Origin of the sequence: Microcoleus sp. B7-D4, from assembly GCF_036705125.1 — a bacterium.
Lineage (GTDB): Bacteria > Cyanobacteriota > Cyanobacteriia > Cyanobacteriales > Microcoleaceae > Microcoleus.
This window is the reverse complement of record NZ_JAUBTT010000024.1, coordinates 16,574-40,461: the sequence shown is the minus strand read 5'-3', so window position 1 is coordinate 40,461 and position 23,888 is coordinate 16,574. Positions and strand designations below refer to the sequence as shown.

General features: G+C 44.8%; 24 protein-coding genes. 12 read left to right on the top strand and 12 right to left on the bottom strand.

The window, feature by feature from the left end:
• Window positions 1-34 precede the first annotated feature (34 nt).
• The 3 genes from QUB12_RS12110 to QUB12_RS12100 form a co-directional block, all read right to left on the bottom strand.
• Entirely contained in the window at window positions 35-235 is a 201-nt protein-coding gene (locus tag QUB12_RS12110) for a type II toxin-antitoxin system HicB family antitoxin (RefSeq protein WP_333306917.1), read from the bottom strand.
• A 77-nt stretch (window positions 236-312) separates the two neighbouring features.
• A complete protein-coding gene (locus QUB12_RS12105; protein WP_333306914.1) occupies window positions 313-1,110 on the bottom strand; it encodes a PIN domain-containing protein in 798 nt (265 codons plus the stop codon).
• A gap of 19 nt (window positions 1,111-1,129) precedes the next feature.
• Window positions 1,130-1,576: a helix-turn-helix domain-containing protein gene (locus QUB12_RS12100; RefSeq protein WP_333306911.1), complete on the bottom strand. Its 447-nt coding sequence runs from the start codon at window positions 1,574-1,576 to the stop codon at window positions 1,130-1,132.
• Window positions 1,577-2,136: 560 nt separating this feature from the next.
• Here QUB12_RS12100 and QUB12_RS12095 point away from each other — a divergent pair.
• Window positions 2,137-2,397, top strand: a complete 261-nt coding sequence (locus QUB12_RS12095) for a DUF2281 domain-containing protein (RefSeq protein WP_333141764.1) — start codon at window positions 2,137-2,139, stop codon at window positions 2,395-2,397.
• A gap of 142 nt (window positions 2,398-2,539) precedes the next feature.
• On the opposite strand, the gene QUB12_RS12090 is transcribed toward QUB12_RS12095, so the two are convergent.
• Window positions 2,540-2,770, bottom strand: a complete 231-nt coding sequence (locus QUB12_RS12090) for a type II toxin-antitoxin system HicB family antitoxin (protein WP_293354324.1) — start codon at window positions 2,768-2,770, stop codon at window positions 2,540-2,542.
• Complete coding sequence (locus tag QUB12_RS12085; protein WP_106148795.1) at window positions 2,767-2,973, bottom strand: type II toxin-antitoxin system HicA family toxin; 207 nt, start codon at window positions 2,971-2,973, stop codon at window positions 2,767-2,769. Before QUB12_RS12085 ends, QUB12_RS12090 begins: the two co-directional genes overlap by 4 nt.
• A 215-nt stretch (window positions 2,974-3,188) precedes the next feature.
• Here QUB12_RS12085 and purB point away from each other — a divergent pair, with 215 nt between their 5' ends.
• A complete protein-coding gene (purB, locus tag QUB12_RS12080; protein ID WP_333141872.1) occupies window positions 3,189-4,484 on the top strand; it encodes an adenylosuccinate lyase in 1,296 nt (431 codons plus the stop codon).
• A gap of 296 nt (window positions 4,485-4,780) precedes the next feature.
• Window positions 4,781-5,506, top strand: coding sequence for a M15 family metallopeptidase (locus tag QUB12_RS12075; RefSeq protein ID WP_333306909.1), 726 nt, complete (start codon window positions 4,781-4,783; stop codon window positions 5,504-5,506).
• A 383-nt stretch (window positions 5,507-5,889) separates the two neighbouring features.
• On the opposite strand, the gene QUB12_RS12070 is transcribed toward QUB12_RS12075, so the two are convergent.
• Both QUB12_RS12070 and QUB12_RS12065 read right to left on the bottom strand, forming a co-directional pair.
• Window positions 5,890-6,213, bottom strand: coding sequence for a transcriptional regulator (locus tag QUB12_RS12070; protein WP_333141759.1), 324 nt, complete (start codon window positions 6,211-6,213; stop codon window positions 5,890-5,892).
• A gap of 256 nt (window positions 6,214-6,469) precedes the next feature.
• Window positions 6,470-7,309: an SH3 domain-containing protein gene (locus QUB12_RS12065; protein WP_333306906.1), complete on the bottom strand. Its 840-nt coding sequence runs from the start codon at window positions 7,307-7,309 to the stop codon at window positions 6,470-6,472.
• A 284-nt stretch (window positions 7,310-7,593) separates the two neighbouring features.
• Between QUB12_RS12065 and QUB12_RS12060 the strand changes: the two genes are divergently transcribed.
• The 3 genes from QUB12_RS12060 to QUB12_RS12050 all read left to right on the top strand — a co-directional run bounded on the left by QUB12_RS12060 (window position 7,594) and on the right by QUB12_RS12050 (window position 10,773).
• Complete coding sequence (locus QUB12_RS12060; RefSeq protein WP_333141755.1) at window positions 7,594-8,766, top strand: RNA-guided endonuclease TnpB family protein; 1,173 nt, start codon at window positions 7,594-7,596, stop codon at window positions 8,764-8,766.
• 90 nt (window positions 8,767-8,856) lie between these two features.
• Window positions 8,857-10,224 carry an NACHT domain-containing protein gene (locus tag QUB12_RS12055; protein ID WP_333306904.1) on the top strand — a complete coding sequence of 456 codons (1,368 nt, stop codon included), beginning with the start codon at window positions 8,857-8,859 and terminating at the stop codon, window positions 10,222-10,224.
• A gap of 276 nt (window positions 10,225-10,500) precedes the next feature.
• The gene (locus tag QUB12_RS12050; protein ID WP_333306902.1) at window positions 10,501-10,773 is read left to right on the top strand and encodes a type II toxin-antitoxin system HicB family antitoxin; all 273 of its coding nucleotides are present in this window, start codon (window positions 10,501-10,503) and stop codon (window positions 10,771-10,773) included.
• A gap of 236 nt (window positions 10,774-11,009) precedes the next feature.
• Here QUB12_RS12050 and QUB12_RS12045 read toward each other — a convergent pair whose 3' ends face one another.
• Complete coding sequence (locus tag QUB12_RS12045; RefSeq protein ID WP_333306900.1) at window positions 11,010-11,573, bottom strand: Uma2 family endonuclease; 564 nt, start codon at window positions 11,571-11,573, stop codon at window positions 11,010-11,012.
• Window positions 11,574-11,769: 196 nt separating this feature from the next.
• Between QUB12_RS12045 and QUB12_RS12040 the strand changes: the two genes are divergently transcribed.
• The 4 genes from QUB12_RS12040 to QUB12_RS12025 all read left to right on the top strand — a co-directional run bounded on the left by QUB12_RS12040 (window position 11,770) and on the right by QUB12_RS12025 (window position 15,982).
• The gene (locus tag QUB12_RS12040; RefSeq protein WP_333141747.1) at window positions 11,770-12,753 is read left to right on the top strand and encodes an alpha-ketoacid dehydrogenase subunit beta; all 984 of its coding nucleotides are present in this window, start codon (window positions 11,770-11,772) and stop codon (window positions 12,751-12,753) included.
• Between the two features lie 192 nt (window positions 12,754-12,945).
• Entirely contained in the window at window positions 12,946-14,343 is a 1,398-nt protein-coding gene (gene secD / locus QUB12_RS12035) for a protein translocase subunit SecD (RefSeq protein WP_333141745.1), read from the top strand.
• A gap of 167 nt (window positions 14,344-14,510) precedes the next feature.
• Complete coding sequence (gene secF / locus QUB12_RS12030) at window positions 14,511-15,479, top strand: protein translocase subunit SecF (RefSeq protein ID WP_333306897.1); 969 nt, start codon at window positions 14,511-14,513, stop codon at window positions 15,477-15,479.
• 116 nt (window positions 15,480-15,595) lie between these two features.
• Window positions 15,596-15,982 carry a hypothetical protein gene (locus QUB12_RS12025; protein WP_333306895.1) on the top strand — a complete coding sequence of 129 codons (387 nt, stop codon included), beginning with the start codon at window positions 15,596-15,598 and terminating at the stop codon, window positions 15,980-15,982.
• A 75-nt stretch (window positions 15,983-16,057) separates the two neighbouring features.
• Here the strand turns inward: QUB12_RS12025 and QUB12_RS12020 are convergent, their stop codons facing one another.
• The 3 genes from QUB12_RS12020 to QUB12_RS12010 all read right to left on the bottom strand — a co-directional run bounded on the left by QUB12_RS12020 (window position 16,058) and on the right by QUB12_RS12010 (window position 18,773).
• Window positions 16,058-16,264, bottom strand: coding sequence for a hypothetical protein (locus QUB12_RS12020; RefSeq protein WP_333306893.1), 207 nt, complete (start codon window positions 16,262-16,264; stop codon window positions 16,058-16,060).
• Complete coding sequence (locus tag QUB12_RS12015) at window positions 16,257-17,741, bottom strand: ATP-binding protein (protein ID WP_333306891.1); 1,485 nt, start codon at window positions 17,739-17,741, stop codon at window positions 16,257-16,259. Before QUB12_RS12015 ends, QUB12_RS12020 begins: the two co-directional genes overlap by 8 nt.
• 906 nt (window positions 17,742-18,647) lie before the next feature.
• Window positions 18,648-18,773, bottom strand: a complete 126-nt coding sequence (locus tag QUB12_RS12010; protein WP_333173889.1) for a hypothetical protein — start codon at window positions 18,771-18,773, stop codon at window positions 18,648-18,650.
• Window positions 18,774-19,171: 398 nt separating this feature from the next.
• Between QUB12_RS12010 and QUB12_RS12005 the strand changes: the two genes are divergently transcribed.
• Together QUB12_RS12005 and QUB12_RS12000 are read left to right on the top strand one after the other, a co-directional pair.
• Window positions 19,172-19,570, top strand: a complete 399-nt coding sequence (locus tag QUB12_RS12005) for a DUF4342 domain-containing protein (RefSeq protein WP_333141735.1) — start codon at window positions 19,172-19,174, stop codon at window positions 19,568-19,570.
• A gap of 714 nt (window positions 19,571-20,284) precedes the next feature.
• Window positions 20,285-21,127, top strand: a complete 843-nt coding sequence (locus tag QUB12_RS12000) for a hypothetical protein (RefSeq protein ID WP_333306888.1) — start codon at window positions 20,285-20,287, stop codon at window positions 21,125-21,127.
• A 497-nt stretch (window positions 21,128-21,624) separates the two neighbouring features.
• Here QUB12_RS12000 and QUB12_RS11995 read toward each other — a convergent pair whose 3' ends face one another.
• Entirely contained in the window at window positions 21,625-23,010 is a 1,386-nt protein-coding gene (locus QUB12_RS11995; protein ID WP_333306886.1) for a hypothetical protein, read from the bottom strand.
• Window positions 23,011-23,888 lie beyond the last annotated feature (878 nt).

Genomic DNA, 23,888 nt, shown 5'->3' with positions numbered 1-23,888 from the left:
TATGGTGAATGGTAGCAGAAATTGTATAACAACTCTACGCTATCTGTAATCGTTTTCCCAATGTCTGAGGTTCTGGTAGAGGTTTGCCATCTTCTTGATAGAGTTCAATCAATGTTTCTAACAATTCTTGTCCGTGAGTGCAAGGCTGCATGACATCGGTAAACTCAGGCCCACTGACAACAAAAAGTCGATCTTCTTCTGACCACTGGATGATGAGACTGTAAGGGCTATTCATCTGGTAGCTCCTTTAGCTTCTGCAAATCGGTTATTTTAGTCAGCTTGTTGCTCCTCAACCCTATTTATTGTTAATTCTCAATCCAAGCTTTGAGCAAATATTTTTAATGCTTTGACATCCTCTGATGAGATATTCCCCTCAATTTCCTGATTCTGAAATCGTAGAATTTCACCTCTACCATCTTTCGCAGTAATTGTAAGCGTTTCTTCTTGCTGCCAAATACGATACCGCTCTCCCTCAAGAAATTTACCGCCTTCGGGTATTTGTCTGCCGTAGTTCCTTAAGACTGTTTCCGCAGTTTGCACAATATCTAGACTATATTCATATAACAAAATATCACTAGCAAATTTGGGCATACCTGCTTTTTTTTCCAAAAATTCAAGTAATTCAGCAACAGTCTTCGGAGGTTTTTTGTACCTTTCCGACTGTTGCCGTAATAATCTCACTATTAAGTCCGGGTATTCGTCAAATAGCTCGCTCATAAACTCATCAGGTGACAGCGATTTGATGTTCCAAGGAGCTAAATCCTTTTCTTTGAAATCCGCTAGATTGCTGGTAACAATGACATCAGCCTTGGCTGTTACAGCAGCAGCAAGAACATGACGGTCTTTAGGGTCATTTTTCATGATTTGCTCTAAGCCGACAGGTACTTCAATTATTGCTTCGGGAAAGGCTGCATTGATTTCCGCTTCAAGATTGATTGCTTTCTCCTGGCATAATATCCCTTGGCGGACAAGGTTGCTCATTGCTTCATCAAGGATTTTCTGCGACCAATAGGGTAAATACAGACCAGCCTCGGCGGTGGAAAGCAGAGTATCGCGCAGATACATAGGAAACAGGACACAAGCATCGAGGACAACACTAAGCTTAGACATATTAATGTTGGAATTATTTCTATGCCTCGTACAAACCAGCTTCTTCGGTCATCTCGATTAGCCGATCCAAGTGTTTGCGACGTTTGTTGTCTCGATGTTCTTTATATAAAGTTAAATCCTCCAAACGAATACGTCTATGCTTTCCTACTTTGATACAATGAATTTCTCCCTGGTCTAGTAACTTGACCAGAAATGGTCGGGATACATTCAGAATATCAGCAGCTTCTTGTGTTGTCAGTTCGTGATTGTGAGGTACTAGAGAGATAGCTTGACCTGATGCCATTACACGCACGACCTGACGCAAAATGCTGTAGACTGATTCAGGAATTACTATCTCTTCTCCGTTACTTCCGACTAATTTTGGTTGTGCAAATTCGTGGCTGAGAATCCGATCTAATTTTGCTATTTCTTCTTGTTTTTGTTCGGGAATCAAAACTGACTCAAGCGATGCTTTTTGGTTCAACATAATTAATATCTTTTTTGATGTGATTGTTTTGGAAGCACAGAGTCAATATGGTGGTATAAGTTGGTATAATCAGCGGTTTAAACCGCTGATTATACCAGACCCCGTTTTATTGGTCAGCAGACACAGGCCGCGATCGCGGAAAACCTGTGCAGCCATTGCTGGAAGGGGTATGTAAGTATTTAGCCGGCATATACTTGGTTGTTTCCTTCACGATAACACTTACCTTGCCATAAACGCAATATCCGAAACAAACGAAATATTCAAATTCCCCAAAGGGGAAAGTTCGATCGCCCGAAATTCCCCCTCCCGACTGAAGACGGATGCTTCGCAGATGTACAATAAGACGAGCGCACTCTCTGACTCCAAGCGCGATCGATCCCTACACCCTGCCCCAAGTGGGCAACATCAGATAGAACGCAGTAAAAAACTAGAAACAGGTTTATTGCAAGCTGGTTTTCCGCCAGTAGCAAGTGTTGAAATCAATGGTGCTTTTGTTTCAAGATGAGCATCGATCGCCAAAGAATAACGTATAATGAGACTATCGCTAACATTGAGGGAAGATGACTTCTCAAACGATCGAACTTTTGGAAGATTTGCTAGGCAAGTTACAACACTTACTCCCGGAAAATCAGCAGCTTCTGTTAACTTTTGCAGAGTTTCTGCTGGAACGACAGATGCGATCGAACCCCGAAAACACTTCAGTTGAAGCTGAACCTCCTCCTGGGCAACAACGGGTTTTGGGCCTGCATCAAGGGATGGGCTGGATGAGTGAGGATTTTAACGAGCCACTTCCTGATGCGTTTTGGTTGGGTGAAGCATGAATATTTTGCTGGATACGCACGTCTTGATTTGGCTGGCGATTTCTCCCCAAAACTTATCGCAACAAGCGACGAATATTCTCACCGATCCAACTCATACTTTCTCCTCTGCTTCGATTTGCCTAAGCACCTCAATTGTTTCATTTTACGCTATCTGTAATCGTTTCCCCAAGGTCTGAGGTTCTGGTAGAGGTTTGCCATCTTCTTGATAGAGTTCAATCAATGTTTCTAACAATTCTTGTCCGTGTTTGGCCGCTTCTTCGTAAGTGTGTCCGTGAGTGCAAGGCTGCATGACATCGGTAAACTCAGGTAAACTGACAACAAAAAGTTGATCTTCTTCTGACCACTGGATAATGATACTGTAATGGCTATTCATTCTTCTATCTCCTTGAGCTTCTGTAAATCAGAAATTACTCTTTTTTCGTGATAATTGGGTGCATCATCACCATCATTACCTGATAGTGTAATTTTTTCAGGTAATAATGGGTGTTCCCATACAGTGTGACTGCCTTTTCCCTGTCTGTAAGTAAAGCCGGCTTTTAGTAATAGGCTTTTCAATTCTCTGATTTTTTTAGGCATGAGTGATGCCCGCTAATGAGGTTTAGGATATTATAGCCGATCGCCCAAACGACAAAAACCGAGTTGATTTAAGAAACCGGGTTTTTACCAAATCTGCGGGCTGAAACAAAGTATTTTCGTAAAAAACCCGGTTTCTGGGCCCATGTGTAAGTCCTATGACTCTTGTATCCCCTCGCAGAGGTACAATAGGACGATCGCATTCCCCAACTCCCACCGTGATAGAGCGCTACACTTTGCCCGAAATGGGCAACATCTGGACTGAAACCGCCAAACTGAAAACCTGGCTGCAAGTAGAAATCGCTGTCTGCGAAGCTCAAGCCGAACTCGGCTACATCCCCGCCGCGGCAGTCGAAGAAATCAAAGCTAAGGCTAATTTTGATCCCAAACGAGTCCTCGAAATTGAAGCCGAAGTCCGCCACGACATGATCGCCTTCTTGACAAATGTCAACGAATATGTAGGCGATGCCGGCCGCTACATTCACCTCGGCTTAACCAGTTCCGATGTGCTCGATACCGCTTTGGCGCTGCAATTAGTCGCCAGCGTCAATATTTTGTTAGAACGTGTCGAAGAATTGAGTCAAGCTATTCGCTATCAGGCTCAACAGCATCGCAATACCGTCATGGTTGGCCGATCGCACGGAATTCACGCCGAACCGATCACCTTTGGCTTTAAACTAGCAGGATGGCTGGCAGAAGTGTTTCGCAGCCGAGAAAGATTGGTGAATTTGCGATCGTCCATTGCAGTCGGCAAAATCTCCGGCGCAGTCGGAACCTATGCTAATATTGACCCGCGAATTGAAGCGATCGCCTGTCAAAACCTCGGCCTCGAACCGGATACCGCATCGACTCAAGTCATTTCGCGCGATCGCCACGCCGAATACGTCCAAACCTTAGCACTCTTAGCAGCATCGATCGAGCGTTTTGCAGTAGAAATCCGCAACCTGCAACGCACCGACGTTCTCGAAGTCGAAGAATTCTTTTCCAAAGGGCAAAAAGGCTCATCCGCCATGCCCCACAAACGCAACCCGATTCGATCGGAAAGACTGACAGGAATGGCGAGAATTGTCCGCGCCAACGCTGTCGCAGCCTTAGAAAACGTTGCACTTTGGCACGAAAGAGACATCTCTCACAGTTCCGTAGAACGGATGATTTTGCCCGACAGTTCTACAGTAACTCACTTCATGTTAGTAGAAACCACAGACTTAGTAAAACACCTGCTAGTCTATCCCGAAAACATGAAACAAAACATGAACCTTTACGGCGGAGTCATCTTCAGCCAGCGCGTGATGTTAGCTTTAGTAGAAAAAGGCACAAGTCGCGAAGACGCCTACAAAATTGTGCAATCTTGTGCTCACGAAGCCTGGAACAAACCGGGCGGCAATTTCTACAATTTAATTGCTAAGGACGATCGGGTAACAGCTAAGATGACTACCAAAGAAATTGATGATTGTTTCGATCCGCAGTATCAATTGAGGCACTTAGACTTAGTGTATCAGCGCTTGGGAATTTGATGAGAATTAACAATTAAAAATTACTTCGAGAAGTGATTTATCATTCTCGCGCTTGTCCCACAGTCCGCCGGGGGTTAAAACCCCCGTCTCATAGCTAAAGTCGGTTAAAACCGACTGAAAGACTCATAAAATAAAAGTTTTAGAGAAATATTTCAGTCCTCTTCAGAGGACTTTAGCTATGAGACAGGGGTTTCAACCCCTGTCGGTCTGGCGGGATGACAGACAACACGAAAAGCGCGAAAATTCCCCAAGATAGGAAATGTAAAAACTCTATTAAATATCCACTTAACACAGCTATGAAATCAAACAGATTTACCAAATATTTAATTGTATTCGCTCTAATATTACTATCTACAACCACACTGCATCATACAACATTTGTCCGCGCCCAGGAGCCGCCACAAGTGCAAATTACCCAACCAGAACCAAACCCAGTAGTACCTGAAAGCATTTTCATGAGTCAACTTCCCAGTGGAGCACGACTGGTTGACATCCGCAGCGTAAATCCCAACATTCGGCTCGATATCCGATACGCCACTACTAACAATTTCTTGAAACGAAAACTTTACCCTATATCGAAATGCGCCTTGAGAAGTTCTGTTGCTCAACAGTTAGCGCTGGTTCAAACAGATTTGGAAAAAATCGGATTGGGTTTGAAAGTTTACGATTGCTACAGGCCTTTCTCTGTGACTAAGCAAATGTGGCAAGCTTGGCCAGATCCGCGCTATGTTGCTAATCCTGCTAGGGGTTCGCGGCACAATCGCGGTGCTGCTATTGATTTGACTTTAGTCGATCGCACTGGCAAAGAATTAGAAATGCCTACACCTTACGATGATTTTACCGAAAAAGCTCACGGAGATTATCAAGGGGGCAGCGCGGAATCTCGGAAAAATCGTCAAGTGCTTAAGGATGCGATGAAAAAACACGGATTTATGAGTATCACAACTGAATGGTGGCACTTTGATTCGGAAGATTGGCAGAAGTTTGCGATTCTGGATATATCACTTTCCGAGATTCCTTAATTACTGGAGTAGCGTCTACGAGGCACTACAAGATACAAGGGTTCGATCGTTCATCGGTTAATAGACCTCTTGCAAAAATAACTAGGACGGGCTCTGGGGCCCATCCCACAAGAAAAAATAACTCTTGTGGGATGGACCCCAGAGCCCGTCCAATAAATTTATGAAAAGGACTTTTGCAAGAGGTCTAATGAAGCTCTACATCGCACAAATCCCGCCGTCAGAAAGAATTGTGTTAGCAGGCGATCGCACCAGGAAAGTCGAGACCGCTTGCCAAAACCCTTCAATAACGTATTTAATACGCTGTAAAAATAAGTCGCGCTTCGGAATTTGTTCGGCAGTTAGCGTGGCATTGAAATATTGAATAAATGGATATTTTTCTCTGGTTAAGACGATTTCCGATACTTCTGCTGTCCTGCTCTTTTTTTACGAGCGATCGCTTCATAGGGATCTTCATCCCCTTCCGCATATTGCATCAACTCTGTCATAGACCAACCGATAGCATAGGCAAACTGAACTAACTTTTGCAATCTGGGATCGGCTTTGCCCTCGTTCCAGTTCACCAGCGTGTTGAATGCAACTCCTGTAATCCTTCCTAGTTCCCTAGAACTACCAACGCGCTCATCCTCCACCAACGCCTCTATTAACTGACCGAGACGTTTATGGATTCCAGTATTGATCGCTAGATTTTCCTCTACTTTTGTTGACATTCCTGTTTTCTACTAGCTAAGGAGTTACCGCAGGCATAATTGTATCCCCTGTATTATACCAGAATAACTCGTTTTACAGTCAATCAACGCCGCCCAAAATACAAACAAAGTCGGGATAGGGCATTGCCACGACTCGCTTGACTGACGACGCAGAGGGGACGTAAGACTACCGAAGGTAGCAGACCCCAAAAAAGCGTCAAGAATCATAGTTCGACTACGCTCACTAACCACCGCACATGAAAGGGCGATGAGTATGTCAACGCACTTGTACTAAAAATTCGTATTCGTACCCCCGGAAATTTGAGTCTAGTTGTAATGTGTAATTGCCAGTTACTGGCACTTTTCCAGTCCACTCTGTTTCATTGCCTTGATAAGGATCTCCGGCTAAAAGTTTGCCACGAGGAGTTAGAATTTGCGGGAAAACATCTTTCCGATTCCTAACAGTCATTGTTTGACCTTTTCGGGCGCGAATCCGGTAAGAGTGGGTGCCGCCGCCGATGATTCGACCTTTAACAATTGCCTCATCTCCTCCCGGTAGAAAATTAATCTGCTGGTTGACGTTAGAACAACTGCTTTCGGTGCGGTTTTTGGCAATCCAACCGGGCGGATCGGTAATTCGCAGCCAACCGTTTTGTTCTTCGGCGACTGAAACAAAGGTATTATTTTTAAGTTTTCCTACTATGTTGCTGCCCCTTACTTGGGGGATCGATCGCACATTTAGCGGTGGATTGGGATCGCTGACTACAGCCATACTGATTTTGCAACCAGAATTGGGCGGTGTGACAACTACTGGCTCAACTTTTGGCCCAGAGACTCCTGCAACTAGCGAGGATTGAAGTGCTGGTGTTTTTGCCGGTTGGGGTTGGGATTTCGGAGATTCTGCCGCTTGGGTTTGTGCTTGCAGAGGTTCTGGTTGCCGAGATTCAGGGTTGTTCCTCGGCCCTGCAATCTGGTTTCTGGTGGATGTCGGCGATTCAACGAGGGGAAGATGGGATTGTTTCATCGCACCCGACTGTATAGTTGCAACAGCTACTCCCACCGCTGTTGCAACTCCTGCTAAGCTTACTGTGATGATTTGACCCTTCGTAAATGACATAAAAAACCCTCTCTGTATCTATACTAATAATTTTTGTTTAGGAGTTGAGGCGATCGCCAGTTAATTTATAGTGGAAATACCTAGTGCGGGCCACAGGGTCAGGATTTTTAGATAAAATTTCATATCCATAATTGTCGCAATAATTTGAGTCAATATATACTGGACGCCTATACTGATGGTAATCTTGCTCTGGGTTATCGAAAATTTGGGTTTAAAACCCCGCCCTTCTAGGACGGCTTTACATTAATTTGAAGACCTTACAGAATATCTGATACAATGTAAGTATGACACAAAAAGCATTTAAGTACCGATTCTATCCAACTCCTGAGCAAGAAACTTTGCTGAGAAGAACGATGGGATGTACTCGATTAGTTTACAACCGTGCTTTAGCCGCAAGGACAGAAGCATGGTATGAACGTCAAGAGCGAGTCGGCTACTCGGAAACCTCAACAATGCTAACCAGTTGGAAAAAGCAGGAAGACTTGCAGTTTCTCAATGAAGTTAGCAGTGTGCCATTACAGCAAGGATTGAGACATTTACAAACTGCCTTTATTAATTTCTTTGCAGGAAGGGCAAAATACCCGAACTTCAAGAAAAAGCATCACGGCGGTAATGCTGAATTCACTAAAGCCGCTTTTAGGTGGAAAGATGGCAAAGTATTTTTAGCTAAATGTACTCAACCCTTGGATATCCGATGGAGTCGTCAACTCCCAGAAAGCGCAGAACCATCAACAATTACGGTGAAGCTCTCACCGTCTGGACGGTGGACTGTTTCTTTACTGGTAGATGTTGAGATAGCTGCATTACCGGCGTCTCCTAATCAAATTGGTTTGGATTTGGGTATTACTAGCCTGATCGCTTTGAGTAATGGCGAGAAGATTGTTAACCCTAAAACTTTCAAAGCAAAGCGCCGTAAGTTACGTAAAGCTCAAAAAGCGCTTAGCCGAAAGAAAAAAGGCTCTAAAAACCGCCACAAAGCAAGGTTGAAAGTCGCTAAAGTTCATGCAAAAATTAGCGAGGCTCGCAATGATTTTCTTCACAAGTTGACAACTCGACTGGTTCGTGAAAACCAAGTGATTGCAGTCGAGGATCTATCTGTGAAGAATCTGGTAAAAAATAGAAAACTCGCTCTCTCGATTAGTGATGCTAGTTGGGGGGAAATCGTCAGGCAACTTGAATATAAGTGCAACTGGTACGGTCGTACTTTTGTCAAAATTGACCGATGGTTTCCTAGCTCGAAGCGGTGTGGACATTGTGGACATATCGTTGACAAGCTGACTTTAAATATCAGAGAGTGGGATTGCCCTAAGTGCGGTACACATCACGATAGAGATGTAAATGCTGCTAAAAATATTCTTGCCGCAGGGCTTGCGGTGAATGTCTGTGGAGCGACTGTAAGACCCGAACAGAGTAAATCTGTTAAGGCTGGTGCTATGAAACAGAAACCTAAGTCGTGAGTCTTAGGAATCTCCGTCGCAGAGAGCGCGGAGTGGATGTCAATTGCGCGCAAATTTGCGAAGGTCAGCGTTCAGCGCGAGGTACATAAAATGTCAAAATTGATTCCTCTGAGATTGCAACAGCCTCGCGATCGATTGTTGGAGGAGGTGAAGCAGGAAGTCCAAGCAGGCCTCGCGCAGTCTTTGCACGCTGCTGTGCTCGCTAACCTCAGCCAAGACTCGCCTCCTGTTGGTGTTAACCGCTGTTGGGATGTGGAAGTGAAAGCGGGCAACCGTCCGAGTTTTCGGCTTCCTCCCACAGCAAGCATTGCCAAAGTGTTCGATCGCACCGGTGGCAAATTGGTAATTTTGGGAGCGACGGGTGCAGGCAAAACTACGACGCTGCTAGAATTAGCTCGCGTGTTAATTTCCCGCGCCCAAAAAGATGCTAGTTTGCCAGTACCAGTGCTGTTTGAACTCGGATCGTGGAAAGCAGAATCTGGGGCGATCGCAGATTGGTTAATTGCTCAACTTCAGTTCAAATACGGCATCTCTCCTGCGGTGGGCAAAAAATGGCTTGCCGCAAAACAATTGCTGCCTCTCCTCGACGGTTTGGACGAAGTAGAAACCCACCGCCAAAATATCTGCATTCAAGCAATTAATCAATTTGTTGAAAGCGAATTTAAACCCAAACATTTAGTAGCTTGCAGCAGTTTTGATGCTTACAAAAACTGCGAAAGTCGATTTCGCCTGCAAGCAGCGGTTTTATTGAAACCTTTAACAGAAACTAAAATTCAAAATTATCTGCTAGAAGCCCGAAGCCGCGAACTTTGGTACAGCATTGAGCACGAGCCGGAGTTGTTGAAATTGGCAAAAGTTCCCTTGCTTTTGAGCATGATGGCTCTGGCTTACGACGATATTTTAATTGAAGCTTGGAAGCGCATAACTTCCGCCGAAGAACAGCGCAAATATCTGTTAACTGCCTATATTCGCCACCAAATCACCGGGGAAGTCAAGCAGTATCCCAGAGGTAAGGAACTGCGGCCCGAACAAATTCGCCACTGGCTGGGATGGTTGGCCCGAAGGATGGAACAGCAAGGAATTCAAGAATTTTACCTCGATCGCATACCGTCTAGCTGGCTGCAAACAGCCGATGAACGGCGCAAGTATCAGTTTGGAGTTAAGCTGCTTGGCGGGCTGATTTGGGTGATTTTGGGATTAATTGCCACCCTCGTTTCCGGGTCAATTTGGGGATTAATTGGGGGTGCTGTTGCTGCGGTAATTAGTGCTTTTTTGCCGGGAATTCCGGGGATTGAAAGTTTTATATTGCGCCTGGTGCTGTGGTCGAACGGCTACATTCCTTGGGATTACAAGCGTTTTCTCGATGCTGCCACCGATCGCTTGTTGCTGCAAAAAACTGGCGATCGGCGTTATCGATTTATTCACGATTTATTGCAAAAACATTTTTCCGAGATATAAATGCCGGAGGTTGACATAAGCTAATCCGCATTTAAATTGCATAGTAAAATAAATTTTTCCTCTTGTGGGGTGGGCATCCTGCCCGCCCTCAACATACAAATTAAATGCACAACAGCTTAATAAATTATTCATGATAAAAAATGGTAAGCGAGCAGGTATGAATTGGGACTTTTTTAAATATAGGTATTTAACAAGAAAAAGAAATATAATAAATGTAACTGTGGAGGAACCGTAAATACCCAATAGCCAAATATTTGCAAAGCAAAAGGAAACTCAATGACTGTAAAATTCATTCTGAGCGAATACGTTGACAAAGCAATGGCTGAGGCTATGTATGACAAACTTGAAGATCATAGCTTGGTTGGGAAAATTCCTGTTTGCAAGGGAGTCATCGCCTTTGGTTCAACTTTAAAAGAGTGTCACAATGAGTTGCGATCAACTTTGGAAGACTGGATTTTGCTAGGGTTGAAATTGCGACATCGAATGCCCGTCATTGACAATATTGATTTAAATCAGCAGCCTAGCCTTGAGCCGTTGGACACCTTGTAAGCGTTGAGAGTTTATTCAGAAATTACAACAGCTAGGCTTTTCGGGCCCTTTTTCTGGAAGTAAGCACCAGTTTATGATTTATCAGGAGTATCGCTTAACGATTCCCTCTAATGATGAGTATTCTGTCCCTCAGCTACGGATGATGATTCGAGAGGCCGAGGAGATTATAGAAAGGGAAATTACTCTTGAACAATGGAATAGCTTGTGAACTAACACACACTCATCGCCAAAAAAGTTTATGGTATTTTTGCCATTTGAAATAGCTGTTCTGCCGTAAATTCTAATCCATCAAAAAGTGGATCTGTTAATAGGGTATCTCCCAGATAAGTCTGCGGTGCTGCATCGGGGTAAAAAACTGTAATGCTTCTAGCCTTGCTATCTACTACCCAAACCCGCAATACCTTACCATCTAAATAATCTCTCGCTTTAGCAGCTAACTGACCGAAAGTTTGTTCGGGTGAAATAATTTCTATGACTAATTCGGGGGCTACTGGACAGGCTTCATCTTGATTCCAGTCAGGAGATAAGCGTTGGTAAGAAACATATAAAAGATCGGGTACTGGCACCCAGTCTCGCCGCTGGCGGGTTAATTTTACCGCCCATTCTACACCAATTTCTCCCCGTTCCTCACCCCACTGTTCGAGGATTTTTATTAGGCTTCTGGTGAGGCGAGAATGAAATTTTTTAGGTGACATCTTCGGTACTGCTTGCTCGTCAATAAGTTCGTAGGTAATATCGCCTTCTCCTTCGGGAAGAGCGAAAAACTCTTCCAGAGTTAGTTGAGTTTTTGTCTGGAGCATAATATTCCTCTGCTGTGGGCAGGCAAGTTAGTATTATTTTAACTTCTTAAATATTCATTGACATAATACAAATGTTATGATAAAGATTGGCAAAATCTCAGGTTTTAACTGCCGAATTTGCGATCGCATCCTCATCGACACCCCCAAAAGGTTAATATTCTAGTCTGACCCTCCTGCAATCATTGCTTAACCTCCTATGGCAGAAACCTTATTGTTCAACGCCCTCCGCGAGGCGTTAGACGAAGAAATGGCCCGCGACTCCGCCGTATTCGTACTCGGCGAAGACGTAGGTCAATACGGCGGTTCCTACAAAGTCACCAAAGACCTCTACAACAAATACGGCGAACTTAGAGTGCTCGACACCCCGATCGCCGAAAATAGCTTTACAGGCCTGGCAGTAGGCGCAGCAATGACGGGGCTGCGGCCGGTCATCGAAGGCATGAACATGGGCTTTTTGCTGCTGGCCTTCAACCAAATTTCCAACAACGCCGGAATGCTGCGCTACACGTCGGGCGGCAACTTCAAAATGCCAATGGTAATTCGTGGGCCCGGCGGCGTGGGCCGGCAACTCGGCGCCGAACACTCCCAGCGCTTAGAAGCATATTTCCAAGCAGTACCCGGTTTGAAAATAGTCGCCTGTTCGACTCCCTACAACGCCAAAGGACTCTTAAAATCAGCTATCCGCGACGATAACCCCGTTCTGTTTTTCGAGCACGTTCTTCTTTACAACCTCAAAGAAAATTTGCCAGAAACAGAATATTTAGTGCCGCTGGACAAAGCAGAAATTGTGCGATCGGGCAAAGATGTCACAATCGTGACATATTCGAGGATGCGACACCACGTCATGCAAGCCGTCCCCGCCCTGGTAAAAGAAGGTTACGATCCAGAAGTAATCGACCTAATTTCTCTCAAACCCCTGGACATGGAGACCATCGGCGCATCCCTTCGCAAAACTCACAAAGTAATTATTGTAGAGGAGTGCATGAAAACAGGAGGCATTGGTGCCGAACTAATTGCCTCAATCAGCGATCGATTTTTTGACGAACTCGACGCACCAGTTTTGCGCCTGTCTTCACAAGATATTCCCACACCTTACAACGGGAATTTGGAAAGACTGACCATTGTCCAGCCCAATCAAATTGTCGAGGCCGTCCAAAAAATGGTAGCTTTGCGAGTATAAATAGTCATCAGTCATTAGCCATTAGTCATTAGTTATCATTCTTTGGTTGTTCGCTAAAACTAACGATATCTGCCAGCAGGACATTGATGCTAAAACACGGATGCACAGATTGATTATTTCTTCCACCTAACTACTGACTAATGACCAATGACCAATGACTAATGACCAATGACTAATGACTAATAATTAAATATGCAAAAACAACGTTCCCTATTAGCCCTAATTTTTGTTTTAATCATCGCCGCCATTACTGTAATAGTAACAATTCCGACGCGGCTGGGATTAGACTTGCAAGGAGGGTCGCAACTCACAATTCAGGTAAAAACTACCCCCACAATTCCCAAAATTGACCAGGGAATGTTAGAAGCAGTGCGGCGGATTGTCGAAAACCGCGTCAACGGTTTGGGTGTTTCCGAAGCATTAGTCCAAACAGTAGGAGAAGACCAAATTCTCGTGCAGTTGCCCGGAGTAAATGACCCGCAGCAAGCAGAACGAGTTTTGGGCGGCACGGCAAAGCTAGAATTTCTGGAACAACTGCCTGGAACAGAAGCACAATTAGGCATTGAAAGGCAGTTGCAGCAGGAATTGCTGGTCAAACAAGCAGAATTGAAAACTAGCCCGAATGAGGCGGCTATTAAAGAAAATCAGGCTGCTTTGAAAAGAAGCAATGAGGCGATCGCCAAACTCTTCAAAAGCAGCGGCCTCGGCGGCGAAAACCTCAAAGACGCTCAACCTCAACCCTTGGCGGCTGGGAACAACTGGAACGTTGCTCTTGTTTTCGATTCCAAAGGAGGCGAACTATTTGCCCAACTCACTAAAAATTTAGCCGGCACCGGACGCAGTATCGGTATTTTCCTAGACGAAAGAATGATCAGTTCTCCAGTCGTCGGCGTTGAATTTGCCCAAACAGGAATTACTGGTGGGAGTGCCGTAATTCAAGGCAACTTTACAACGCAAGAAGCCAACGATTTAGCAGTGCAATTGCGGGGCGGCGCTTTGCCTGTGCCGGTCGAAATTGTCGAAAACCGCACCATCGGCGCTAGCTTGGGTAAAGACAGCATTCAAAGCAGTATTAACGCAGGTATCGGCGGCTTAGTTTTAGTCTTGATTTTCATGGTTGCCTACTATCGACTCCCCGGCGTAATTGCCAATATTGCGCTGTTAATTTATGCTCTATTAACTTGGGCAGCTTTCGTGCTTTTGGGAGTGACATTGACGCTGCCGGGAATAGCTGGTTTTGTGCTCAGCATCGGGATGGCTGTGGATGCTAACGTGCTGATTTTTGAACGCACGCGGGAAGAGTTGCGGGCGGGGAAATCGCTTTATCGATCGGTAGAATCGGGTTTTTACCGCGCTTTTTCCAGCATTTTAGACGGTAACGTCACAACAGTTATTGCTTGTGCTGCTTTGTTCTGGTTGGGCGCTGGTTTAGTTAAAGGGTTTGCTGTAACTCTGGCATTGGGGGTGGGAGTGAGTATGTTTACGGCGCTCACTTGCAGCCGCACTCTGCTGTTCGTAGTATTGAGCTTTCCAGCATTGCGGAAACCTCAGTGGTTCTGTCCCGGTTTGTCGAAAACTGCTAATAGCTAATGGGTAATTGGTAATTGGTAATTGGTAGTTGGTAATCGCTAAGAGTTGTCAGCTACAAACCGCTAAAAATTAGTTGTAAATTAATTACCAATGCCCAATGCCCAATGCCCCATGCCCAATGCCCAATGCCCAATTCCCAATGCCCAATTCCCAATTCCCGCTAAATTATGAAATTCAGTGTAATCAAACAGCGATCGCTCTGGTGGAGTATTTCCGCCGCTATAATCCTCGCAGGTATAGTGTCGATGGCGATTTCTTGGAGTCGTCCCGACATCCGCGCACCGCTGCGCCCAAGTTTAGATTTTGTCGGCGGCACTCGCCTGCAATTTGAGCTCGACTGCACGAAACCGGAAAATTGTAAACCCATCGATCTTGCTGCTGTCCGTGAAGTCCTGGACACCCAAGGTTTAGGTGGCAGCAGCCTTCAAGTTATCGGCAAAGAACAGCGCGGTTTGTCACTGCGAACAAAAACTTTGGATGTCGAACAGCGGACTAATTTGCAAACAGCTTTGAGCGAAAAGATAGGCACTTTTTCTCCTCAATCTACTCAAATCGATACGGTTGGGCCTACCCTCGGTAAACAATTATTTACTTCGGGATTGTTGGCTTTATTTCTTTCTTTTGCCGGAATTACGGTTTATCTAACATTCCGGTTTCAGTTGGATTATGCCTTTTTTGCTTTCGTTGCTCTATTCCACGACGTGTTGGTTACTCTTGGTGTTTTCTCGTTTTTGGGTTTAGTTCAAGGAGTGGAAGTTGACAGCTTATTTGTGGTCGCTCTCTTGACAATTATCGGTTTTTCTGTTAACGATACAGTCGTAATTTACGATCGCGTGCGCGAAGTAATCAAGCTAAATCCGGGACAGCCAATCAATCAAATTGTCGATGATGCTGTCATGCAGACGCTGGGAAGGTCAATTAACACGACGATGACAACGCTGCTGACATTGTTTTCAATCTTTTTGTTTGGCGGCGAAACCCTCAAATACTTTGCTTTAGCTTTGATTGTCGGTTTTATTGCGGGTGCGTATTCGAGTATTTTCATTGCCAGTACGCTGCTAGCTTGGTGGCGCAGTCGTCCGGGCCAGTCTATCCCCGTCCCCGCAGAAGGAATCAACCAGTCAGAGGAAGTTTAATTGACTGTTAACGGTTAACTGTTGACGGTTAACTGTTGACGGTTAACTGTTGACTGACTAATAATAAATCCTCAATAATCAATAACCAATGACAAATGAGAAATGACTAATAACTAATGACTAATGAAAGCGATGCAAATTTTCAAATTGAAGTCCAAAGGCTTCACAAACTAACAGTTTACGGCCGCTGGTTAACTGTGATATTGCTGTGGATTAGCGTCGGTTCTTTGAGCATTTGGGGTTTGCGCCGCGAAATCGCTTTGTGGTTAGAACACTTCACTTGGGCGGCGGTGCGCTACGGTTTATCTTTTAATCGTTGGCCGACTCTCGGTTTGGGTTTGTGCTTGGGAATGACTTTAGCAGTGCTAACTTGGCAAAGTCGCAATATGGTGCGAGGATTGCCCCTGCGGGAAAAACAGGGTTTGGAACAACAAGTTCGCCGCATTCGCCAACAGGGGCCGAGTCATCCTTTGTGGAAGTGGGTTTGCAAAGGTTCGCGGTAGCCGACGGGCTTTATTCTTTAGTCTCAAGCGAGAAGAACGAAAGTTTGACAAGAAGCAGCTTCAACAGCCGAGTCCCTAACTTTTATTGCTTCTGCCTTCTGCCTTCTGCCTTCTGCCTTCTGCCTTCTTCCTTCTGCCTTTTTCCTTCTGCCTTTTTCCTTCTGCCTTTTTCCTTCTGCCTTCTGCCTTCTGCCTTCTGCCTTCTGCCTTTTTCCTTCTGCCTTCTGCCTTCTGCCTTCTGCCTTCTTCCTTCTGCCTTCTTCCTTCTGCTATATCACGCAAAGCGAGGCAAAATATGTGCTAGAGAAGACTGTTGAAGCGGAATTTCGATCGCAAATTCTGCTCCTTTTCCCGGTTCCGAAAAGCACTTCAATGCGCCGCCGTGTTGGTTGACAACAATTTCATAGCTAATCGACAGCCCCAAACCCGTTCCTTGGCCGACCGGCTTAGTAGTAAAGAAAGGGTCAAACAACCGCTTCCGAACATCTTCTGTCATCCCCGGGCCGTTGTCAGAAATTTTAATTATTACCTTTTTTTTCTCAATTAACTCGGTGCGAATCAGAATCGTAGGAATCAGGCAGGTAGAGTTAGAAACTGATGATTGAGTCGTTGTACAAGACTGATTTTGATCGCCTAATTGCGACTTTTTATGGTTGTTTTTATCGACATTTTCGTATGTATTAGACTCAACAAGAGCGTAAATTGCATTAAGTAAAATATTCATAAATACCTGATTGAGCTGTCCGGGATAGCACTGCACCAGCGGCAATTCGCTGTATTCTTTGTGAATTTCGATCGCCTCCTGCCCCGGTTTCGCTTTAAGCTGGCTTTGCAACAGCATAATCGTGTTGTTGATACCGTCGTGAATGTTGACCTGCTTCATTTCAGCTTCGTCTAATCTGCAAAAATTCCGCAGCGACAAAACGATGTCGCGCACTCTTTCTGCACCTTGCTGCATAGAACTTAAGACTCTTGGCAAGTCTTCTAGCAAATAATCGAGTTCGATTTTTTCTGCTTCCGCTTCAATTGCTGCGATGGGTTCGGGACAGTGCTGTCGGTAGATGTCAAGCATCTGCATTAAAGCTTGCGTGTACTCTTTAGCGTGGTGCAAATTGCTGTAGATAAAGCCGATCGGATTGTTGATTTCGTGAGCTACTCCTGCTACTAACTGCCCCAAAGAAGACATTTTCTCTGTTTGAATTAGTTGAGTTTGAGTGCGCTGAAGTTCCAGCAGGGCAAGTTCGAGCTGTTGGGCTTGATGTCTCAATTGCGCTTGCGACTCTCGCATCGCCACGGTTGATAACTCGTGAATTTGCAACTGAGAAAGCAGCAGTTGGTGTACGTCTAAAAGTTTGTAAGTTTCCGGTTCTACCTGTACTACAATTGGTTCGTGGATTAGTTCGGGCGATCGCTCCAAAGACTGCCGCACTGCTGTCATAATTGAGGTTTCGCGATCGAGAACCAACATATCCGTTTTAGTAAAGCGGTAGAGTATGAACAAAGGCTGTTGAGAAAATAACTCCAAGCTGTAGGGGCGGCTCATGTGTTCAAAATAACGCCGCCGCGAAATCATCCCTATAAACTTTCCTTGCTGAGTGATGATGATGCCAGGAACTAAAGGGTTTGCTTGAAAAATTTTAGCAACTTCGTCCCCCTGACACTCAGATTCTAGGAAAAAGTCGTACAGGGTTAATTCCTGTAGAGTCGATCGCAAACCAAGCGGCGATTTTAGGGGACTCAACCCGTCAGTTTCATACACTGCTCCCTCCTTTGGTAATTGGCAGTTGCGGTTGGCTGCTGGAGTCTTGCCTACTATTTAGACGGCCTTTTCAACTCTTTTTATAGCTTAGTTATCAACTTCCCTCTGCTCCCTGGAATCGAGTTAATTCAGCAGGATTTTTTTTGTCTTAAATCGTGCTGGTGTCCCCCGAAACGATATTGCAGGTTAGATTGATTTAACAGCAGACACCCTTTTGAAACTTGACTATGTAGTAAATTTTATATATCCAAGATTTTGCTAATCCGAATATAACAGTCATAACTATTTTTAATGTTTGATGACATTAACTTGGTTCAGATGGATAGACATCTGCGACCTGTGGCAGTACATTTCGTATTACCCCTTGCGTCAAATTATATTACAATAAGACAAGAATAGCGACAAATCGGCCGCCGATCGCCCGATTTTAAAATTCAGGCAAAACAGGTTTCCGGCAATTGCCAATAAATCTCAATTGTCAGTTTTTTTGCACAAATGCCGATCGCACTCAACCCGAATATTGTATTGTAGGTAGTCTCCGAGCCAGGGACAGCCGATGGCGAGCAATTTGTCAAGTTCGGCAGCTTATACTTTAGCCGCATGGACACTCCAAAGTTTCACCGAGGAAATTTTTCCCGGCAGATGCTAAAGTTGTGCGATCGCAACTAAAACTCACATTCCACACATCCCCTTAACCTGCCTTAAAAGTTTCCACAAAAGTACCGTCGGGGCACCAACTTGAAATTCACATTCTGTCGCTGGCAAATCGGAGACGGAGAATCAAGAGGAAGCAGAAATAAATAATTCTATTGTACCCGAATTTTCCCCAACTTCAACTTCAATTTGACGAAGTTGGTTTGGTTGCGGTAATATTTCGATCATTATTTCTTCTCCTCCCCCTTGATTTTAGGCAATTCTCATTAGAAACTCTAAGATGTTGATTTGAGGAACATCGGGGGGTGGGGTTTGGTTGGGCGATCGCACTGAGCTAAATTGAAATGACATTTGAGGAAAGTAAGCGACGGTTTCCATGTGCGGTTTCCCGAACGAGAGGTGGTAATTCTATACACGGCGGGACGATCGTACTTTCAGTACAATGTCAGTATTTCAACCTGTACACCTGTTGAGTCTGAGCCTCAGAGAGTGTGAAAGTCGCTCTCATCCTTTCGCTGTCTGGATTGGAAGTTTTTCAAGGGTTACGCGGTGCGGGGGTTAGAAGCAGACAGTTAACTAAACCGCACAAGGAGAGAGGGACAGATGGGATAACCCCAGAAGCGAGAGAGTGAGGCAATTTTCATCATCAAACCTTCAGAAAAGCACGACAGCAGCAGCAAGATCACCCAAAAGAATGATTGATTCAAAAAAAGTTGCGTGTTATATTTCAATATAATTCTATACAAAAATACTTTTACCTAAAAGGAGAACAAAAAATGGACACACCTACAGAACGCCTACAAGAACCAGTCGGGACAAGAGAACTCGAATCAATACCTGTATCTGACAAAGTTTCGGCCGACAAAATTAGTGAAGTTAATTTTGAAACGACTCCTTTAGAAACCCCTACTTATACTCAAGAAAAAGTTAGCGTCGAGGAATTGAAGATTAACGGGGACGATTTGGTTGCTAAAGTTAAAGAACTGATTCACGAAGGAAATATCCGCCGCATCATTATCAAAAATGAAGAGGGACGGATTTTGGTAGAAGTTCCTCTGACGGTGGGAGTAGTCGGTGGAGTCATCGGTGCGGCCTTGTTTCCAGTCATTGCAGCAATAGGAGCGATAGGTGCATTAGTCGCTCACCTTACCATCATCATTGAAAGAACCGAGTAAAAAACTCAGTTGTTAGTAAGGCTCCTGTCCGGTTAATATCCCGTAATCAAGCTTGTTGGTAGTGAGTACGACTATCATCTATTGATAAGCTGTTCAGCATTTAAATAGAATGTCAACAAACAATTCGCCGTCTTGTGGGGAGTAGGGGTTGGGCCAGAAAGCCCGCCCTGAATATGCAATTTAAATGCGTGACACCTTAGATGAGAAAAAACTTGTCTTTACTACTAAAAACTTAATTGTGGTTATCTAACCGGACTTGAACAAATTTCAAGCACAAACTGGCTTTATAAATATAGCAAGCCTTGCAGGAGTCGTAAAATTTTTACGACTCCTGCAAGGCTTGCTATATGCTTGCACAGCAAGCATTATAAATAACTCATTTAGCGGGTATTCTTTGTTGAAGTCCGGCTAATCCTATTCCTTTGGAGACTTGGGCAATCACTCTGGGGGTAGAGCCTGGTTAATATATTGGCGAGTTAGATTCGATACAAATGAAGGAAAAACCAAAAGTTCTCTAAACTCCCGAAGCAGAAAGCTGTTAAGCATTTAAACTGGGTATGAGCAAAACGCCAAATGCTTACACATGAATCTTGCCTGAATCTTGACAGTGAGTTGAAATAAGTGATTCAAATGCTCAACAGCTTAGCTCAAGTTTTCCAACCAGAGCATCTCCTACAGACAAATATTTTTTGAATAGTTGTGGCGAAGATAATTATGAAACCTAACGAAGAAAATAGCTCTAGCCGTGAAATTCATCAAGAAGTTCACACCGATGCAACTAACGGTCACGTCAGTACAACGCGAACCACTACAAGTGTTCCGAGTACAACTGCGAAGGCTTCTAAAGAAGCAGCTCATCACCAAGGTTATGTACAGGGTGAAATTGCCGAAAACCACCGCCAAGTAGGAGTCCAAGAAGTCCGCGATAACGAGAATGCTGGTCGCGGGTTACTGTTAGGGATTCTTCTTACTTCTTTGGTAGGCTTAGTTCTGGGCAGTGTATATTACTTCAATCGGGGTGAGGAGGCTCCTACTCCTACTGCTGCTCCTGTGATTGTTGTACCGAAAGCGAATCAGCCTTCAGCAACACCAGCTCCGACTCGGACTATAGAGAGAGAAAAAACGATAATTCAAAAGATTGTTCCGGTTCCGGTTCAACCATCTCCCGTTCAAAAGGGTACCCCGAGTCCTCAACCAAGTCCAGCTCAAAAGGCAACTCCGGCTCCTCAAGCAAGTCCGGCTCCCAATATCAATATTACAATTCCAAATTCACAGCAGCAAGATGCACCCGCTCAGCAAGCAGCGCCGTCTCCATCTTCGCCGTCAAATAATACCAATACTACGGTTCCGAATCCGCAGGATGAGCCAGTTTCCACTCCGCCAACTGCAGCACCTGAGAGTTCAGCTACTCCTTCTCCAACTCAAGATGAGGGCGCTCCTGGAGCAGGTACCAGCGGCGAAACTAATACCGAAAGCCGGAGCGAGTCTAATCCTACGGATACGGCTGTACCTGAAAGCAACTCCGGCGCAGAGGGTGCGACTGGTTCACCGCAATAGAAGTTTGATGTCGAATTAGTTTGCCAGGGGTTCAAACGCCAGACTCATCGCTAAAGTCCTTTAAAGCTGATATCTGGCACCATTCTCAAGAACAGGCAAGATGCCTGTTCCACAAAATATAAATTTTATTGTGGAACAGGCATCTTGCGTCTCAAGAACAGGCAAGATGCCTGTTCCACAAAGAGTAGATTTTCTTGTGGGGTGGGCTTCTAGCCCGCCCAAAAAAGGATTATTGAGAATGGTGCAACATATTAGTTAAAGAGGACTTTTTTTTAGGGTTTAAAGTGAAATCTTGCACCATTATCAATAAGCCTGCTATAGGCGGAATCTCCTGCCCAAACCCTACTCCCCACAAGAAAACTCATTCTTTGTGAAACAGGCGCGAAAGCCTGTTAAGCGAGAATGGTGCAACATCTCAGACTAACCGGACATTGTGGCTGAACTCAAGAAACCTGGTTTCTGCGGTGGAAAACGTTTTAAGAGTGTGCCAACCTATCCTAAGAAACAGTTTGGTGAACTAATTTAACTTTCCCTAAAGCCGTCTTCCTGCTGTCAAAGAGTTTCATCACGCCGGAGGTGATGGTCTCGATGACATCGGGAGCGCAGTAAGAGAGAAACTCTTCCGAAGAAGTAGGATCTGCAAAAAACTCTTGAGCTTTCTTCAAAAAGTTTTCTGTTTCAGCAAAGCCGATAGATTTGATAATAAACGTAGAAACCGGGGAGTTTTTAATATCATAGCGCGATTCTTGATTGCGTCCTATTTCTAGCAGGTCTAACACTTCTCTTTGCAACTGACTGTCTAAGGGGTAGGCGCTCTGTCTGTTGGGTAAGTAATCCTCCAAAACCGAGGTTTTAAATCCTGGTGTACGCAATTCTCCCATCATAGTTGAAAGCGGAATATCGCGCCCCAAACGGTAGGAAAGAGCTTCTAAAATGGCGATAGTAATTAGCTTGACCCCCAGATAAAGTTTAGCAACTTCGATATTTTTGCGAGTTCTAGCAATCAGGTTAGCGTAGGTTGCATCGTCCGGCTCTTGCATAAACTGCTGGAAAACCAGTTCGGGTTTGAGGAAGTTCAAAAATCCTTCCATTTTTTGCAGAGACCTGCGATATCCGGCAACAGTATAGGAATTAACATTGGTCAATTCGTGGTTGGTTTCTGGCATCAAATTCCAGGTATTGTCTAAAAAATTAGAGGAATTGGGAGAGGCAAAATTCTCTACATCCCGATTGGCTAACCTGACAGCACGCTTGACAATTTCTACGATTTGGGCATCGCTCCATCCCAAGTTAAAATCGCGGTTCGCACTTACCAAACGCTGGTGCAAAAGTTCGATCGCGCTCAAACCGCTGGGCGAAACGGGACGAAAAGGGATAGTAGCTTCGATGCAAGCGGCGATTTCGGCGATCGTACTAGCTGGCAAAAAAGGCTCCAAAGATTTGGCAGCAATAACGGCACTCAAAAATTCGTTTTGGCCGCCAAACGGAGAGAGAGTCTTGCCGGGAATAAACCCAAATACTGAGGCCACTAGGTGATACATGGCATCGTCGGGCAGTTCGGTTTCATTTCTAATAACTAACTGCGATCGCACCTCTTTGACAAAAGGACAAAGGGCGCTGCTAATATTGAAACTAACGCCCTGATCGACTTGCACGTACACGAGGTCGTGAAACAGCGCAGCCAGCACCTCGATCGGATCGACTGACCCCCCGACCTCAAAAATGTGTTCCGACGTGTGAAAGTAGCGCCAAGGCCCTCTCATTGTTTGAATGATTAGCTCAGCTATCTGCTCCAGCTTGGGAATGTCTACTTGACCTCCCAATTGCTCGATCGAGCTTACCAAGCAATCCAAGCACCGTTTTTGTTCTGCGAAAAGCTCCATTTACACACCTCCAGTGCATTCCCTGATTGTCTTGCGCTTGATTGAATGGTATCAAAACGCGCTGCGATCGTGCCATAATTCGTCACTCAAAAATTTCAAATTTTAGGGTGAAACAGGGAGAGGGGGCGAGAGAAAGAGGAAGAGCGAGGAAGAGCGAGGGAGAGCGAGGGAGAGGGAGAGCGGGAAATTAAATATTAAAAATTCTGCCGTTGTGGATCTTCGGGCAACTTGGGCGATCGGTATCATAAATTACAGTAAAAATGACAAAAAGTGGGTAAAAACTTGATGAATTTTTGATGAAATTATGAGGAATTTTTGACAAAAGCTGTGGGTGGGTGGCATTGACACCAGCTTCAAGCTGCAGTGGTCTAAATACTGCGTGTGGCCTCAGAATAAGATTCCTAGACGTGCTGATAAACCTCTTGATATTTGCGCTGATACAATTGAGTTGATTAGCTTTCGGGCAGTTGGTCTAAAGCTTCCTATCGCCACTTTAACTGCTGCCTTGGTTTGCTGTCGCCTCCCCCAATCTAACACAAACAGAACTTACACAAGTGTCACCAGTGATCCGGGCACTATGCAGCACAAAATCCGACAATAAACATGGGAAAATCGGGGCGTTTCAGTGGCTCAATTAAATAATTGGCAACATCAATCCAGCTTAAATACCCGCTTAATCCCTCAGTCCCCCTCGGCTGGGACTTTGTATGTTTAGAAACGATTTAAATCGCCGAATCAACTGTTATATTCCCAACTTTTTTAAGAAGTCGGGGATCGGGGTATTGTGTCTTTTGAGCCGGTGCTGACAAGCGAATTTCAAAGGTGGTACCCGCCACGTGATTTATCCGTGGAATCAATCCCAAATCGAAAATCGAAAA

Coding starts and splice junctions, on each gene's coding strand:
- QUB12_RS12110 (WP_333306917.1), bottom strand. CDS start 235: ATGAATAGCCCTTACAGTCTCATCATCCAGTGGTCAGAAGAAGATCGA.
- QUB12_RS12105 (WP_333306914.1), bottom strand. CDS start 1,110: ATGTCTAAGCTTAGTGTTGTCCTCGATGCTTGTGTCCTGTTTCCTATG.
- QUB12_RS12100 (WP_333306911.1), bottom strand. CDS start 1,576: ATGTTGAACCAAAAAGCATCGCTTGAGTCAGTTTTGATTCCCGAACAA.
- QUB12_RS12095 (WP_333141764.1), top strand. CDS start 2,137: ATGACTTCTCAAACGATCGAACTTTTGGAAGATTTGCTAGGCAAGTTA.
- QUB12_RS12090 (WP_293354324.1), bottom strand. CDS start 2,770: ATGAATAGCCATTACAGTATCATTATCCAGTGGTCAGAAGAAGATCAA.
- QUB12_RS12085 (WP_106148795.1), bottom strand. CDS start 2,973: ATGCCTAAAAAAATCAGAGAATTGAAAAGCCTATTACTAAAAGCCGGC.
- QUB12_RS12075 (WP_333306909.1), top strand. CDS start 4,781: ATGAAATCAAACAGATTTACCAAATATTTAATTGTATTCGCTCTAATA.
- QUB12_RS12070 (WP_333141759.1), bottom strand. CDS start 6,213: ATGTCAACAAAAGTAGAGGAAAATCTAGCGATCAATACTGGAATCCAT.
- QUB12_RS12065 (WP_333306906.1), bottom strand. CDS start 7,309: ATGTCATTTACGAAGGGTCAAATCATCACAGTAAGCTTAGCAGGAGTT.
- QUB12_RS12060 (WP_333141755.1), top strand. CDS start 7,594: ATGACACAAAAAGCATTTAAGTACCGATTCTATCCAACTCCTGAGCAA.
- QUB12_RS12055 (WP_333306904.1), top strand. CDS start 8,857: ATGTCAAAATTGATTCCTCTGAGATTGCAACAGCCTCGCGATCGATTG.
- QUB12_RS12050 (WP_333306902.1), top strand. CDS start 10,501: ATGACTGTAAAATTCATTCTGAGCGAATACGTTGACAAAGCAATGGCT.
- QUB12_RS12045 (WP_333306900.1), bottom strand. CDS start 11,573: ATGCTCCAGACAAAAACTCAACTAACTCTGGAAGAGTTTTTCGCTCTT.
- QUB12_RS12040 (WP_333141747.1), top strand. CDS start 11,770: ATGGCAGAAACCTTATTGTTCAACGCCCTCCGCGAGGCGTTAGACGAA.
- secD (WP_333141745.1), top strand. CDS start 12,946: ATGCAAAAACAACGTTCCCTATTAGCCCTAATTTTTGTTTTAATCATC.
- secF (WP_333306897.1), top strand. CDS start 14,511: ATGAAATTCAGTGTAATCAAACAGCGATCGCTCTGGTGGAGTATTTCC.
- QUB12_RS12025 (WP_333306895.1), top strand. CDS start 15,596: ATGACTAATGAAAGCGATGCAAATTTTCAAATTGAAGTCCAAAGGCTT.
- QUB12_RS12010 (WP_333173889.1), bottom strand. CDS start 18,773: ATGGAAACCGTCGCTTACTTTCCTCAAATGTCATTTCAATTTAGCTCA.
- QUB12_RS12005 (WP_333141735.1), top strand. CDS start 19,172: ATGGACACACCTACAGAACGCCTACAAGAACCAGTCGGGACAAGAGAA.
- QUB12_RS12000 (WP_333306888.1), top strand. CDS start 20,285: ATGAAACCTAACGAAGAAAATAGCTCTAGCCGTGAAATTCATCAAGAA.
- QUB12_RS11995 (WP_333306886.1), bottom strand. CDS start 23,010: ATGGAGCTTTTCGCAGAACAAAAACGGTGCTTGGATTGCTTGGTAAGC.